This window comes from Streptomyces sp. NPDC000075 (genome assembly GCF_040301925.1).
GTDB lineage: Bacteria > Actinomycetota > Actinomycetes > Streptomycetales > Streptomycetaceae > Streptomyces > Streptomyces polychromogenes.
In genome coordinates, this window is the sequence record NZ_JBEPFL010000048.1 from 37,087 (window position 1) to 51,953 (window position 14,867).

Below are 14,867 nucleotides of genomic sequence, written 5' to 3' on the forward strand. Positions count from 1 at the left end.
CCTCCCCTCTGGAGCCGCCGTCATGCACGACGACCGCAGCATCACCGAGCAACGCCTGCGCCGGGTCCTGGGCGAACGCATCAGGCCCGCCGTCCGCTCCCGTACGCTCCCGCTCACCGTCGAACGCTGGGACGCCCCCGGCGAGCCCGTGCCCGTCGCCGAGGGCCTGGCCGCGCCCTACACCCCCTGCGCGGCCGGTGACGCCTGGGGCCCGGCCTGGGGAACCACCTGGTTCCGGATCACCGGCGCCGTACCCGCCGACTGGGCGGGCCGCACCGTCGAGGCCGTCCTCGACCTCGGCTTCGACCGGCTGATGCCCGGGTTCCAGTGCGAGGGCCTGGTGCACCGGGCCGACGGCTCCGAGGTCAAGGGCCTCAACCCGTACAACGACTGGGTGCGCGTGGCCGACCGGGCGGCCGGCGGCGAGCGGATCGAGTGGTACGTCGAGGCCGCCGCCAACCCCGTCCTCGTCGAACACCGGCCCACCACCGAGGGGGACCGGATGACCAGCGGCGACCGGCCCCTGTACCGGCTGGCCCGGACGGACCTGACGGTCTTCGAGACCGAGGTCTGGGAACTCGTCCAGGACCTCGACGTCCTCGAAGGGCTGATGTCCCAGCTCGCCGGGGACGACGCCCGCCGCCACACCGTCCTGCACGCCGTCGGCGCCGCCCTCGACGCGCTCGACCTGGACGACGTCCCCGGCACGGCCGCCGCCGCCCGCGCCCGCCTCGCCGGGGTGCTCGCCTCGCCCGCCCACGCCTCCGCGCACCGGATCAGCGCCGTCGGCCACGCCCACATCGACTCGGCCTGGCTGTGGCCGCTGCGCGAGACGGTCCGCAAGGTGTCCCGGACCGCCTCCAACGTGGTCGCCCTGATGGACGAGCACCCCGAGTTCGTCTTCGCCATGTCCCAGGCCCAGCAGCTCGACTGGATCAAGACGCACCGGCCCGAGCTCTTCGAACGGGTCAAGAAGAAGATCGCGGACGGGCAGTTCGTGCCGGTCGGCGGCATGTGGGTGGAGTCGGACACCAACATGGTCGGCGGCGAGGCCATGGTCCGCCAGTTCCTCTACGGCAAGAAGTTCTTCCTGGAGGAGTTCGGCATCGACACCAAGGGGGTGTGGCTACCCGACTCCTTCGGCTACACCGCCGCGCTGCCCCAGATCGTCCGGCTGGCGGGAAACCGCTGGTTCCTCACCCAGAAGATCTGCTGGTCCCAGACCAACCGGTTCCCGCACCACACCTTCTGGTGGGAGGGCATCGACGGCTCCCGGGTCTTCACCCACTTCCCGCCCGTCGACACCTACAACAGCGACCTGGGCGGCGCCCAGCTCGCGCACGCCGCGCGCAACTACCGCGAGAAGGGCCGGGGTACGCGCTCCCTGGTGCCCTTCGGCTGGGGCGACGGCGGGGGCGGCCCCACCCGCGAGCAGCTGGCCCGCGCCCGCCGGCTGCGCGACCTCGAAGGCTCCCCGCGCGTGGAGATCGAGCGCCCGGACGCCTTCTTCGAGCGGGCCCGTGCCGAGTACGAGGACGCCCCCGTCTGGGCCGGCGAGCTCTACCTGGAACTGCACCGCGGCACCTACACCTCCCAGGCCGGCACCAAGCAGGGCAACCGCCGCAGCGAGTCCCTGCTGCGCGAGGCCGAGCTGTGGGCGGCGACGGCCGCCGTACGCGTCCCCGGCTTCGCCTACCCGTACGAGGACCTGGAGCGCCTCTGGAAGACCGTCCTGCTCCACCAGTTCCACGACATCCTGCCCGGCTCCTCCATCGCCTGGGTCCACCGCGAGGCCCGCGAGACGTACGCCCGCGTCGGGGAGGAGCTGCGCGCCCTCACCCTGGCCGCGCAGACCGCGCTGGCGGGGGAGGGGGACGAGGAACTCGTCTTCAACTGCGCCCCGCACGCCCGGCGCGGAGTCCCCGCCGGCGGCGCGGACCGCCCCGCCCCGGCCCCGCAGCCGGTCACCGTGGAGGAGCGGCACGGCGGCGGGCACGTCCTGGCGAACGGGCGGCTGCTGGTGGAGGTCGACGGCCGCGGCCTGATCGTCTCCGCCTACGACCTGGAGCACGGCCGCGAGGCCCTCGCCCCCGGAGCCGCCGCCAACCTGCTCCAGATCCACCCGGACTTCCCCAACATGTGGGACGCCTGGGACGTCGAGGCCTTCTACCGCAACAGGGTCACCGACCTCACCGGCCTCGACGCCCTGGAGGTCACCGACGCCGGCCCGGACGCCGGCACCGTCACCGTCACCCGCTCCTTCGGCTCCTCCGCCGTCTCCCAGACGATCACCCTGCGGGCCGGCGCCAAGACGGTGGACCTCGTCACCGAGGTGGACTGGCACGAGACGGAGAAGTTCCTGAAGGCCGCCTTCCCCCTGGACGTGAAGGCCGAACGGACCTCCTCCGAGACCCAGTTCGGACACGTCCAGCGGGCCACCCACACCAACACCTCATGGGAGGCCGCCCGGTTCGAGATCTGCGCCCACCGCTGGATCCACGCGGAGGAACCGGGCTGGGGCACGGCCCTGCTCAACGACTCCACCTACGGCCACGACGTCACCCGCGACATCCGCCCCGACGGCGGCCAGACCACCACCGTCCGCCTCTCCCTGCTGCGCGCCCCGCGCTACCCGGACCCGCGGACCGACCAGGGCCGCCACACCCTGGGCTACTCCCTCGCACCCGGCGCGGGCATCGGGGACGCGGTCCGCGAGGGCCACGCGCTGAACCTGCCCGAGCGCGTCCTGCGCGGCGCCGGCCCGGTCGCGCCGCTGGTCGCCGTCGACGACGACGCCGTGGTGGTGGAGTCGGTCAAGCTCGCCGAGGACCGCGGCGGGGACGTGATCGTCCGGCTCTACGAGTCCCGGGGCGGCCGCGCCCGCGCCGTCCTGACCCCCGGCTTCCCCGTCGGGGCGGCCACCGAGACCGACCTCCTGGAGCGCCCGCTGTCCCCCACGGCCGTCGGCGCCCCGACCCCGTCGGGCGCCCTCCCGCTGACCCTGCGCCCGTTCCAGATCGTCACGGTCCGCCTGCACCGCGCCTGAGGGCCCCCGGCCCGCGACGCGCGCCCCTGCGGCCCCTCCGGCACCGGCCGGAGGGGCCGCGGGGCCGTGAGAGTCGCCACAGCTGTTTTGCACTTAGTTGCAAAACCCTCTCCCGCTCGCTTACAACAGGGTCAGGACACCGCGCGAGGAGAGACACACACCCATGAGCCCGTACCCGCACCTGCTGAGCCCCCTGGACCTCGGCTTCACCACCCTGCCGAACCGCGTGATCATGGGCTCGATGCACACCGGCCTGGAGGAGCACCAGGGCGGCTTCGAGCGCCTCGCCGCCTTCTACGCCGAGCGCGCCAAGGGCGGCGCCGGCCTCATCGTGACCGGCGGCATCGCCCCCAACGACGCCGGGCGGCCCTTCGAGGGCGGCTCCCGCCTCACCACCGAGGAGGAGGCCGCCGAGCACCGGGTGATCACCGACGCGGTGCACGCCGAGGGCGGGAAGATCGCCATGCAGATCCTCCACTTCGGCCGCTACGCCTACCACAAGGACCTCGTCGCCCCCAGCGCGATCCAGGCCCCCATCAGCCCCTTCGTCCCGAACGAGCTCTCCGACGCCGACGTCGAGGCCACCGTCGAGGACTTCGTCCGCGCCGCCCGCCTCGCCAAGCTCGCCGGCTACGACGGCGTCGAGATCATGGGCTCCGAGGGCTACCTGATCAACGAGTTCATCGCCGCCGCCACCAACCGGCGCACCGACCGCTGGGGCGGCGCGTACGAGAACCGCGTACGCTTCCCGCTGGAGATCGTCCGCCGCACCCGCGCCGCCGTCGGCGAGGACTTCATCCTCATCTACCGCCTGTCCATGCTGGACCTGGTCCCCGGCGGCTCCACCCTCGACGAGGTCGTCCACCTCGCCAAGGAGATCGAGGCGGCCGGCGCGACCATCATCAACACCGGCATCGGCTGGCACGAGGCCCGCATCCCCACCATCGCCACCTCCGTCCCGCGCGGCGCCTACACCTGGGTCACGCGGAAGCTGATGGGCGCGGTCTCCGTCCCCCTCGTCACCAGCAACCGCATCAACACCCCCGAGAAGGCCGAGGAGATCCTCGCCGACGGCCGCGCCGACCTGGTCTCCCTCGCCCGCCCCTTCCTCGCGGACGCCGACTTCGTCGCCAAGTCCGCCCAGGGCCGCCCGGAGACCATCAACACCTGCATCGGCTGCAACCAGGCCTGCCTCGACCACACCTTCAGCGGCAAGATCACCAGCTGCCTGGTCAACCCGCGCGCCTGCCACGAGACCGAACTGGTCCTCTCCCCGACCCGGACGAAGAAGACCGTCGCCGTCGTCGGCGCCGGCCCCGCCGGCCTCGCCTGCGCCGTCTCCGCCGCCGAACGCGGCCACGCCGTCACCCTCTTCGAGGCCTCCGGCCACATCGGCGGCCAGCTCGACATCGCCCGCCGGATCCCCGGCAAGGAGGAGTTCGCGGAGACCATCCGCTACTTCGGCAACCGGCTCGAAGCGTGCGGCGTCGACCTGCGCCTGAACACCCCCGCCGACGTGGACGCCCTGCGCGGCTACGACGAGGTCGTCGTCGCCACCGGAGTCACCCCCCGCACCCCCGCCATCGAGGGCGTCGACCGGGAGAACGTCGTCAGCTACCTCGACGTGCTGCGCGACGGCGCCCCCGTCGGCCGCGACGTCGCCGTCGTCGGCGCCGGCGGCATCGGCTTCGACATCGCCGAGTTCCTCACCGACAGCGGCGAGGGCGCCTCCCAGGACCCCGCCGTCTACTTCCGCCACTGGGGCGTCGACACCACGTACGCCGGCCCCGGCGGCCTCACCGCCCCCGAACGCCCCGCCGCCCCGCGCCGCGTCACCCTCCTCCAGCGCAAGACCACCAAGGTCGGCGCCGGCCTCGGCACCACCACCGGCTGGATCCACCGCGCGGAACTCAAGCACCGGGGGGTCGTCTCCGTCGCAGGCGCCACCTACGAGCGGATCGACGACGAGGGCCTGCACATCACCGTCGACGGCGAACCGCGCCTGGTCCCCGCCGACACGGTCGTCCTGTGCACCGGCCAGGAGCCGCGCCGCGACCTGTACGAGGCGCTGCGCGCCGAGGGCGTCGAGGCGCACCTGATCGGCGGCGCCGACGTGGCCGCAGAACTCGACGCCAAGCGGGCCGTCCGCCAGGGCACCGAGCTGGCCGCCACCCTCTGATCCGCCCCGGCGGAAAGGCGGTTGTGGCGGCCCGGCGGGGCCGCCACAATCTCCGGGTGACGCTGACACCCGCAGAAGCCGACAAGATCCTCGCCGACAACTTCGCCCCCTGGGTCCTCGCCCTCGGCCTCACCGTCGAGGAGACCGGGGAGCGGCACACCGTCCTGCGGCTGCCCTGGTCGGACTCCCTGGCCCGGGACGGCGGAGGCCTGTCCGGACAGGCCCTGATGGCCGCCGCCGACACCGCCACCGTCATCGCGGTCTCCGCCGCGCGCGGGGCCTACGGCCCGATGACCACCGTCCAGCAGTCCACCAGCTTCCAGCGGCCGGTCGTCGGTACCGACGTGCTGATCACCGTACGGGTCACCAAGCTCGGCAGGCGGATGGCCTTCGCCGACGCCGTCATGACCCCGGACGGTGCCCAGGACCCGGCCGCCACCGCGTCCACGGTGTACGCCCTGCTGGGCTGAGCGGGTGAGCGCTCCCGTCCCGCTCCGGCGCAATCGCGACTTCACCGTCTTCTGGCTCGGCCAGGCCCTGTCCGTCGTCGGCGGCTCGCTCTCCCTGGTGGCGCTGCCCATGCTGGTGCTCGAAGCGACCGGGTCCCTCGTCCAGATGGGCCTCATCACCGTCGTCTCGGGCGTGACCGGGATCCTCACCGGGCTGTTCGCCGGACACGTGGTGGACCGCGCGGACCGGCGCCGCCTGATGATCGCCTGCGACCTGCTGCGGGGCCTGCTGCTCGGCGCCGTCCCGCTGGTCTGGCTGACGGCCGGGCCGCGGATGTGGGTGCTGTACGTACTGACCACGCTGGTCACCGCCCTGAAGACGCTGTTCGACGTCGCGTACGTGACCGCCGTGCCCCATCTGGTCGGGCCCGGCGAGCTCACCGCCGCCAACGCGCGGCTCATGGGCACCTTCGCCCTCGGGACGCTGGCCGGCCCGGTCGCCGCCGGCTTCATCACCGCCGGGCCCGGCGGTGAATGGGCCCTGGGCGTCGACGGGGCGACCTTCCTGGTCTCGGCGGTCAGCCTGCGCTGGGTGACCTTCGGACGCCGAGCACGGCCCGCGCGGGAGACCCCGGCACCGGCACCGGCCTCCTCGGCCGGAGGGCTGCGCGAGGTCTTCACCGTGGGCTTCCGCTTCCTGTGGGGGCACGTGCTGCTGCGCCCCCTGACCGTCCTGCTCACCCTGCTGACCTTCGTCACCATGGGCGCCACCGACCTGCTGATCTACCGGGTCCGGGAGGACCTCGGGCGGGACGCGGCCACCCTCGGCTACGTGATCGCCGTCAGCGGACTCGGGGTCATCGCCGCGGCCCTCGCGGCCGGCCGGCTGCGGCGGGCCCTCGGGTTCGGGCCCTGCTGGCTGGGCTCCGTCGGGCTGATCGCGGTGGCGGTGGCGGGCACCGGCGTCAGCCGCAGCGTGCCCGCGATCGCCGTCCTGGCCGCCGTCTTCATGTTCGGCATGACCCTCGGCGGGGTCAGCTCGATGACCCTGCGCCAGGAGGTCACCCCGGACGCCCTGCTCGGCCGGGTCACCTCCGCCTTCTGGACCGTGCACAACGCCGCCGGCCCCCTGGGCGCCGCCGTCCTGACCGTGGCCGGGGCCCGCTTCGGGGTGCCGGCGGCCAGCGTGGCGGGCGGCGCGCTGTGCCTGCTCATCCTCGCGGCGGGCCTGGCGACCCCGCTGCGCGCCGGACTGCCGCCGGCGGCGGGGGCCGCGGGTGCGCCGGCCCCCGCCGGGCGCCGGGCCCGCGGGGCCGGACAACCGACGCCGGGGGCGTGAGGGACGCCCCCGGCGCGGGGATCAGAACCGGTCGGGCCCGGCCGGGAAGGGCAGCGGCGCCGGACCCGGCAGGGCCCCGCGCCGCCCGGCCGGAGCCGGGACGGTCGTGCAGGTCACGTCGCGGCCGGGCAGCCGGCCGGTGGCCAGATACGTGTTCACCGTGCCGTTCACACAGGAGCCGGGCTCCGACAGGTACACCGTGTGCCCCTCACCGCCGAGGGCCGTGACCATCCGCGAACCCCGCAGGACGGTGTGCATCCCCTGCCCGGTGACGAGCGGGGTCTGCGAGTCCCACTCGTTCTGCACGAGAAGCACGTCCGCCGGGACCCGCATCGGCGTGGCCGCCTCGGCCGGCCGCTGCCAGAAGGCGCACGGCTTGATGTTCGAGGCCATGTCCCCGTACAGCGGATAACGGGCCTTGTCCCGCTCCGCGTCCCGCCGGTACTGCTCCGGGTCGCGCGGCCACGCGTCGGTGTCCCCGCACAGCACCGAGAAGGCCACGGCCATGCCGTTGTCCGGGGCGGGCCCGGCGGCGCGGCCCTGCGGGCTCCCGCGCAGCTCCTCCGGGACGGCCGCGCCCCGGGGCACGGGGGCGCCGTCGGCCGCCGCCTTGAGGGCACTGACGAACGGGGCCGCCCTGGCGGGGGAGAAGAACAGGGGCCGGGCCCTGCGGATGTCGTCGCCGGTGAGCTTCTGGCCGTCGAGCTCGACCGGGTCCCGGTCCGCCCGCGCCACCAGGTCCCAGAACGCGGCCGACACCGCCTCCGGGGTGGTCCCGAGGTGGTACTCGGCGTCGCGCTCCGCCGTCCACCGCGTCCAGCGCGCGAACGCCGGCTCGGCCTCCGTGGCCCACACCTGGATCATGCCGCGCCAGATCCGCCGCGGGTCGATCGAGCTGTCCAGGACGAAGCGGTCGGTCCGGGACGGGAACAACTGGGTGTACACCGCGCCGAGGTAGGTGCCGTACGAGTAGCCCAGGTACGAGATCTTCCGTTCGCCCAGGGCCACGCGGATCGCGTCCATGTCACGGGCCGTGTTGCGGGTGGTGATGTACGGGAGCACCGCACCGGCCTTCTCCCGGCACTTGTCCGCGACCGTGCGGGCCCAGGCCACGTCCGCGGCGAAGGTCTCGGGCCGGTAGGCCCGCTGGAACTGCTGCTCCGCGTCGGTCAGTCCGCAGCTGACCGGGCTGCTCGCGCCGACACCGCGCGGGTCGAAGCCGATCAGGTCGTAGGTCTCACGGACCTCCTTGGGCAGCGCCCCGTCCGCCATCAGCGGCAGGTCGAGCCCCGGTCCGCCGGGACCGCCGGGGTTCATCAGCAGGACACCGCGCCGCTTGGCCGGGTCCGGGCTCTTCATCCGGGATATCGCGAGGTCCAGGGTGCGCCCCCGGGGCTGCCGGTAGTCGAGCGGTACCTTGAGCGTCGCGCACTCGTACGAGGCCGGCTGCGCGGGATCGCACCGGTGCCAGGCGGGCTTCGGCGGCGCGTACTCCTGGGAGGCGGGGCCGGCGGCGGCCTGAGTGGCCGTCAGGAGGGGCAGGGAGCCGGCCAGTAACCCGGCGGCGGCGAGCAGGGGCGCGAGACGTTTCATCTGCGGCACGGAAGGCCGTTCCTTTCGGAGAGGGGCGAGTCTCTGACCACCTTGGAGTACCGGGAGGCGGGGCGAATCATCCCTCGTGACGGCCCTTGTCCTCCTCACGAACGAGGCGATTTCGGACAACGGGCCTGAGTCCCTTAGGGGTTGGGCCGTACCGCGGTCCTGGGCGGGGTCAGTGGCCGGTGTGCGCGGCGCCGGTCTCGACGCTGCCGCCGAGGCGTCCGCGCAGCCCGGCCAGGGCGTCGGCGGAGGGCCCGGTGACCACCCAGCGGTCCCCGACCAGATAGACCCCGCCGTACGGCTCCGCCTCCGTCAGCCAGGAGCGCAGGCCCGCCTCGGCGGCGAACGTGGTCATGCGGTAGGCGCCCTGTCCGGTCTCGCAGGCCCCCTGGCGCAGTTCCTCGGCCTGGGTGCCCAGTTCGGCGGTGCAGCCCAGGGCGGCGGCGAGCTGCTCGACCGTCGCGGGGGCGCTGGTGGCGGGAGCCGTGCCCTGCGCGTGCGCGGCGTGGGCGGCGTGCGCGGACCCGGGGTGGCCGGACGCGGCGCAGGCGCCGGCCGCGAGCACGGCGCCCAGGACGGCGACCGGCGCGAGTGCGCGGCGGATTCGGCGGAGGGACGGGGGCATGGCGACCTCACGGGCGAGTCGGAGCGGGAACGGAGCGGGAAGAGGCCGTGGTGCCCGGCGGGGGAGGGGGGCCGGGCACCACGGGATCGGGGGATGGGCGGGGGCGGGCGCCGGGGCTAGCCGGCGGCCTTCGCCTTCTTGCCCTTGTCGGTGACGGCGAACCAGAGGCCCTGCTTGCCCTGCCCGTTGGCGTCACCCGGCTGCTTGTCGCCGGTGAACGTGTAGACGGGCCAGCAGTCGATGGTCAGTTGCTCGGAACCGTCCGGCCGTTTCACCGAGCCGACCAGTTCGGCGGGAATTCCGGAGACCTCCGCCTTGTCCACCGGTTTGGCGGGCTTCCAGGTGTCCAGGCAGGCATCGAGGCAGCCGAATTTCATCGGCCAGGCACTGTCCTTGTCGAACCGGTAGAGCGTCCAGCCCTCCGCGTTCTGCAGAATTCCGCCCAGCTGGGCGTTCTGCCGGACCGAGAGCGACACCTTCTTCCCGTCCGGCGCGGGATTCGCCCCCGATCCCATGTTCATTCCCATTCCGGAGCCCATTCCGGAGCCCATTCCGGCGCCCGTTCCCGCGCCCTTGCCCGCCGCGGCCGGCTTGCCGTCGGGGCCCACGGCGTGCCAGGTGCCGCCGACGCCCTCGCCGAGGGCGTCCCCCGCCTTGGCGTCCTTCGCGTAGCGGTACACCGGCCAGCCCCCGAGGGTCAGCTGCCGGGTGCCGTCGGCCCGGGTGACCGAGCCCACCGCCGCGGCGTCGATCCCCGCCCCGGCCTGCGCGTCGTCCGCGAGGACGACCGGCCAGGCCTTGGCGCAGTCGCCGTCGCAGTTGGACTTCGGCGGCTTGGCCGTGTCCTTGTCGAACCGGTAGAGGGTGAAGCCCGCGCCGTCGGTGACCGCGGCGCCCAGGCCCGGGCTCTCCTGCACCTTCAGCTGCCCGGCCGGACCGCTCTTCGCGCCCCCGCCGCCCGGGGCGTCGCCGGAGCCGCCGCCGTAGCCCGAACCCGACCCGGACCCCGACCCGTAGTCCGGCGACCCGTACAGATCGAGCTGCTTGCTGTCGCTCACGGGTTTCACCGTGTTCCCCTTTTCAGCGGAATTCCCGCCGGCACCGCAACCGGCCGTCAACAGCAGTACCGCGGCCGCCGCCGACCCGGCGAATATCTCACGGCGCATTGTCTTCACGATCTCTCCTCGAGGTTCTGGTTCGATCCCGTGGGCTCACTGCCTTCGCCCATTGATACGGGGCCCGGGCCGGTCGGAGCCGCATTCCCCGGGAATTTGTCAGATCGCGACAGGATTGAACTCCCGGGCCCGTCGCGGCCGTGCGCGCCTCATTCCCGGAAGCGCAGCGCGAGCGCCGGACAGCGCCGCACCGCGCGGAGGGCCTTGGGCCGCAGCCGCGCCGGGACGGGCATGGAGGCCTGGGCCGGGTAACCGTCCGCGTCGAGCCGTACGACGTCGGGGAGGATGTCCACGCACAGCCCGTGCCCCTTGCACAGCGTCCAGTCCACGACCAGCCGCTCCGCGCCCCCGGCCCCCGCCCCGGGCTCGTCCCGGGGCAGGGCCAGCGCCCCCGTCACCGGGCGGCCGCAGCCGCTGCCGAGGGCGTGGTCGCGGAACTCCTCGGGGAACGCGGCGAGAGCCGAGGCCACGAAGTGCGAGGTGCCGTCCGGATGGCTGCACGCGCCCCGGCGCCGGACCGCCTTCAGCCGGGCCTCCACCGCCTCCAGCGCCCCCCGGCCCCCGCCCCGTACGGCGTCCTCCAGTACGTCGGCCAGCGCGGGCAGCCCCCGTACGCAGGGACCGCACTGCCCGGCCGACTCCTTGGCCATCCAGCGCGCCACCGCCGCCACCTCCCCGGCCGGACAGGTCCCCTCGGGCAGCGGCAGCACCGCGCCGGCCCCCAGCACCGCGCCGAACGCCGCGAGGGACTGCCGGGACACCCCGGCGGACCGGGCCGCCCCGGGGTCCAGCCAGCGGCCGTGGTAGCCGCCGACCAGTACCCCCTGGCCGACGCCGTGCCCGCACAGGTCCAGGACGTACGCCAGGGAGGTGCCGGACGGGGCCTCGACGACCGTGGACCCGGCGACCGTCAGCAGGACCGTCCCCGGCTCGGAGGGCAGTCCGGCCGAGCGGTACGCCGGGGCGCCGAGCCGGGCGGCGACGGCGAGCTGGGCGTAGGTCTCGGTGTTCGACAGCAGGGTCGGCAGTCCGCCCAGACCCCGCTCGCTGGTCCGCACCCGCTGTCCGGACGGCAGCGCCGGACCGCCGTTCAGACCGCTGACCAGGGCGGTGCCCTCGCCGGTCACGAACCGTTCGGGAAGCCGCACCACGCGCACCCGCCGCCCGCCCGGCCCCCGTTCGTCGACGGCGTCCCGCACCGACCGCTCCACGTCCGCCCGGGTGACGGCCACCACCACGTCCTCGGCGAAGACGGCGGCCGCGGCCAGCAGGGCGCCGTCCAGCACCAGGTGCGGGGCGTGCAGCAGCAGGGCCGTGTCCTTCAGGCAACTGGGCTCCCCCTCACTGCCGTTGACCACGACGGCGGTGGCGGACTCCTTCTCCCGCGCCGACCGGGTCACCGCCAGCAGCTTGCGGGCGAAGGGGAACCCCGCCCCGCCCCGTCCCCGCAGGTCGATGTCCGAGGTGAGGGAGGCGAGTTCGTCCGGGCGCAGCCGGGGCAGCGGGCCGTGCGCCGCCAGGTGGGCGTCGCGGTCGAGCCGCGCGGTCCGGTCGAGCCCGGTCAGCAGCCGGGGCGCGCCCACGCAGCCGAGGCCGGGGCGCTCCGCCGGGCCGCTCACCGCCACCCCTCACGGTCGGCGGGCGCCGTGGCGGCGGCGTACGGCTGGGCCTGCGGCCGCGGCGGCGGGGCCGGGCGGGCGGTGGTGTCCGGGCCCGGGGCGGAGCGCTGCCCGGGGACGGAGGGCATCGCGGTGAGGGGGACGTCCCGGACGAAGGGCGCCCGCCCGCTCGCGGGCCGTCCGTCCTGCGGACCGGGGGTCGGGGAGGGAGAGGGAGCGGGAGTGGAGGCGGGGGACGGGGCGGCGGCCGGACGCGGGGCCGCGCCGAGCCGCCGGGAGCGCAGCCGCAGCACGATGACGACGGCGACCCCGGCCAGGCACAGGGCGTACGAGGCCGTCACCCAGGCGTCGGCGGCGCGGCCCGCCTTGAGCCCGTGCACCAGCGCGGCCCCCCAGGCCGGGTAGGCGCCGATGTGCAGCGCCCGCCACCACATGGAGCGGTTCTTGACCGCGAACACACTACGCACGGCGCCGGAGACGGCGACGGAGACGAAGAGATATCCGGCCAGGGTGCCGAGGCCGATCAGGACGGGCCGGTCCGCGTCCGCGAAGGGGACGAACGCGCCCGCCGCCGTGGTGTGCGCCTGGGCCACCTTGACCCAGACGTGCAGGGCGAGGAACCCCAGCCCGGACACGGCCAGGCCGCGGTGCACCCCCTGGGCCAGCAGCCGGTGGCCGGAGCCGAGGACGGCCCGGTCGGTGGCGGCCAGACCCCACAGGACGGTGGCGGTGAGGCTGACGAGCGCGAGCACGCCCGCCCCGAAGTCGAGGAACTCCCACAGCCGGGACAGGGCCCCGGCGCGGACGGCCACGACGAGGGCGACGAGGGCGGCTCCGGCGGCGCAGAGGGCGCTGGGCCGCAGCCTGCCGGAGGAGGGCAGCAGGGGCGGTCGCCGGACGGCCCGCCGTCCCGCGGCCGGGGCCGCCGCCGCATGGCGGCTCCTGCGTCGCGACCGGTGGGAGCGGGGTATGTGCGGCTGGGGCAGGGGCATCCAGTTCTCCTGTGCACCTGGGCTCCGAGCACAGTCCACCTGGCGCTCGGCACCCGGGGTTCGTGGTCGTGACGGCCGGCAGCGCTGTGGAATTCCCGCGCCGGCCGAAGAGGGCTCGGGGCCGGAGTGCAGCAGCATCGTGGAGCTGCGCAGCATCTCCACAGGATTTATCGAAACGTGATAATTTCTCGCACCGCGTCTCCGGCGCATCGAACGACGCCGGAAGATTCCCCTCCAGTGGAGGTCGTGACAGGCCGCCGCGCCGCGTGCCGTCTATGCGTCCCCCGGGGCAAAAACAAGGCAAACCCGGAGGGCGCAAAAGTGGCCGGATCCCTCCAGAAGGGCGCGTGGGGGCTGCAACTCTCTTGACAGGCAGGGTCGTTGGCGAGGCAGACAACCCTGACGGGCTTGTCGCTCCTCCACCGGACAGGCCTCACCCCGGCAAGAACGAGGAAACGATGTGCGAACTTCTGAACCGCATCTGGTCCCGCCCGCGAGGAGAGTGGACGCGTGCCGTGCGCAGGGAACTCCCCGCACTGGCCGCGGAGATAGTGGAGGAGCTGCTCCAGGGAATTCCCGGATTCTCCACACTTGTCGACGGTGATGAGGCCGTCGACGACGATCTGATCAGGCAGCGGGTGGAGGAGGCCCTCCTCACCGCCCTCGGCTACCGCGACGAAACCCTGCGCGAGGAGGGCGGACACGAGGGCAAGGACGTCCTCGGCCCCGCTCTCGACGGCGCACACGAGGTCCGGCACGACGGACGCCGGGAGGACCCCCGCGAGGGCGCCCCCGAGGCCGTCCGCGGCGACGGCCACGCACAGGGCCACCACCAGGTCGTCCCCCAGGGTCTCGCGCAGGTCCCCGCACAGCGCCACGCCCACGGCGCCCGGCACGAGAGCGGAGCCGCCGCCCCCGACCGGGTGCGCCAGGAGCTGTTCAAGGCCCTCACCGACGACCGCGCCGCCTCCCAGGACTCCCTCGACGACCTCGCCCGGGCCGCCGGCTGGCCTCTGCCCGCCGCCGTCCGGGCCATCGCGCTCGCCACCCCCGGCGAGGCCCAGCAACTGGCGGCCGTCCTCGACGACGCCCTCGCCGGCATGTTCGCCGGCCGCCCCTGCCTGCTCCTCCCCAGCACCGACGCGGACGCCCGCCCGGCCCTGGAAGCCCCGCTGCGCGGCCGCTTCGCCGCCGTCGGCCACGCCGTCCCCCTCCGCGACACCGCCTCCTCCCTGCGCTGGGCCCTGCGCCTGCTCACCCTCACCCCCGCCCGCGCGGGCCTCGACGCCCGGGCCGTCTTCGTCGACGACCACCTCTCCACCCTCCTGCTGCTCCAGGACGAACCCCTGGCCCACGCCCTGGCCGCCCGCTGGCTGAGGCCCCTCGCCGATCTGACCCCGCGCCAGAGCGAACGGCTGGAGGTCACCCTCCTCGCCTGGCTGGAGGGCGGCGGCGCCCCCGAGGCCGCCAAGGCCCTCAACGTCCACCCGCAGACCGTCCGCTACCGGATGCGCCAGCTGGAGAAGCTCTTCGGGCCCGGACTGCGCGACCCCCGTACCCGCTTCGAACTGGAGATGGCCCTGCGCAGCCGCCGCCTGATGGCCCAGGTACGCCGCCGGCACTCCCGGGTCGCCCGCCGCGCCGCCCGCGTGGTCACCCCGGACTTCACCCCCCTCGTCGTCGGACGGATGGCCCGCGTCAACGGCCTGTGACCGGCGCGCCGTTCACCCCGCACATGCGGCCGGGCCCGCGGCCCTAGGCTTCCTGCCGGCCGGACCCCCGCCCCGCGCCCGACGCGCGGCCGGCCCCCCCCCGGTGTAACCACCCCCCCCCCCGCCCAGAAG

At 74.6% G+C, this 14,867-nt stretch carries 10 protein-coding genes; 5 read left to right on the plus strand and 5 right to left on the minus strand.

Going from position 1 to position 14,867, the window contains the following annotated elements; translation table 11 throughout:
* Positions 1 to 22: 22 nt before the first annotated feature.
* The 4 genes from ABT403_RS35640 to ABT403_RS35655 all read left to right on the plus strand — a co-directional run bounded on the left by ABT403_RS35640 (position 23) and on the right by ABT403_RS35655 (position 7,013).
* The gene (locus ABT403_RS35640) at positions 23 to 3,046 is read left to right on the plus strand and encodes an alpha-mannosidase (RefSeq protein WP_344156975.1); all 3,024 of its coding nucleotides are present in this window, start codon (positions 23 to 25) and stop codon (positions 3,044 to 3,046) included.
* A gap of 163 nt (positions 3,047 to 3,209) precedes the next feature.
* Entirely contained in the window at positions 3,210 to 5,225 is a 2,016-nt protein-coding gene (locus ABT403_RS35645) for an oxidoreductase (protein ID WP_344156978.1), read from the plus strand.
* Positions 5,226 to 5,281: 56 nt separating this feature from the next.
* A complete protein-coding gene (locus tag ABT403_RS35650; RefSeq protein ID WP_344156981.1) occupies positions 5,282 to 5,695 on the plus strand; it encodes a PaaI family thioesterase in 414 nt (137 codons plus the stop codon).
* A gap of 4 nt (positions 5,696 to 5,699) precedes the next feature.
* Positions 5,700 to 7,013 (plus strand): MFS transporter, encoded by a 1,314-nt coding sequence (locus ABT403_RS35655; RefSeq protein ID WP_344156984.1) that lies wholly within the window; start codon positions 5,700 to 5,702, stop codon positions 7,011 to 7,013.
* Between the two features lie 21 nt (positions 7,014 to 7,034).
* Here ABT403_RS35655 and ABT403_RS35660 read toward each other — a convergent pair whose 3' ends face one another.
* From ABT403_RS35660 to ABT403_RS35680, 5 genes are all read right to left on the minus strand, one after another.
* Positions 7,035 to 8,606 (minus strand): alpha/beta hydrolase, encoded by a 1,572-nt coding sequence (locus tag ABT403_RS35660; RefSeq protein ID WP_344158898.1) that lies wholly within the window; start codon positions 8,604 to 8,606, stop codon positions 7,035 to 7,037.
* 178 nt (positions 8,607 to 8,784) lie between these two features.
* A complete protein-coding gene (locus ABT403_RS35665) occupies positions 8,785 to 9,237 on the minus strand; it encodes a hypothetical protein (RefSeq protein WP_344156987.1) in 453 nt (150 codons plus the stop codon).
* A gap of 116 nt (positions 9,238 to 9,353) precedes the next feature.
* On the minus strand, positions 9,354 to 10,403 hold the full coding sequence (locus ABT403_RS35670; RefSeq protein ID WP_344158900.1) for an SCO0930 family lipoprotein: 1,050 nt from the start codon (positions 10,401 to 10,403) through the stop codon (positions 9,354 to 9,356).
* Between the two features lie 158 nt (positions 10,404 to 10,561).
* On the minus strand, positions 10,562 to 12,031 hold the full coding sequence (locus tag ABT403_RS35675; protein WP_344156990.1) for an NADH-ubiquinone oxidoreductase-F iron-sulfur binding region domain-containing protein: 1,470 nt from the start codon (positions 12,029 to 12,031) through the stop codon (positions 10,562 to 10,564).
* The gene (locus tag ABT403_RS35680) at positions 12,028 to 13,023 is read right to left on the minus strand and encodes a hypothetical protein (RefSeq protein ID WP_344156993.1); all 996 of its coding nucleotides are present in this window, start codon (positions 13,021 to 13,023) and stop codon (positions 12,028 to 12,030) included. Before ABT403_RS35680 ends, ABT403_RS35675 begins: the two co-directional genes overlap by 4 nt.
* A gap of 515 nt (positions 13,024 to 13,538) precedes the next feature.
* On the opposite strand from ABT403_RS35680, the gene ABT403_RS35685 reads away from it, so the two are divergent.
* Positions 13,539 to 14,735 (plus strand): PucR family transcriptional regulator, encoded by a 1,197-nt coding sequence (locus tag ABT403_RS35685; protein WP_344156997.1) that lies wholly within the window; start codon positions 13,539 to 13,541, stop codon positions 14,733 to 14,735.
* The last annotated feature ends 132 nt before the right edge of the window (positions 14,736 to 14,867 follow it).

Excerpts from the sequence above, each read along its gene's own strand:
- ABT403_RS35640 (WP_344156975.1), top strand. The coding sequence starts at position 23 with ATGCACGACGACCGCAGCATCACCGAGCAACGCCTGCGCCGGGTCCTG.
- ABT403_RS35645 (WP_344156978.1), top strand. The coding sequence starts at position 3,210 with ATGAGCCCGTACCCGCACCTGCTGAGCCCCCTGGACCTCGGCTTCACC.
- ABT403_RS35660 (WP_344158898.1), bottom strand. The coding sequence starts at position 8,606 with ATGAAACGTCTCGCGCCCCTGCTCGCCGCCGCCGGGTTACTGGCCGGC.
- ABT403_RS35665 (WP_344156987.1), bottom strand. The coding sequence starts at position 9,237 with ATGCCCCCGTCCCTCCGCCGAATCCGCCGCGCACTCGCGCCGGTCGCC.
- ABT403_RS35670 (WP_344158900.1), bottom strand. The coding sequence starts at position 10,403 with ATGCGCCGTGAGATATTCGCCGGGTCGGCGGCGGCCGCGGTACTGCTG.
- ABT403_RS35680 (WP_344156993.1), bottom strand. The coding sequence starts at position 13,023 with ATGCCCCTGCCCCAGCCGCACATACCCCGCTCCCACCGGTCGCGACGC.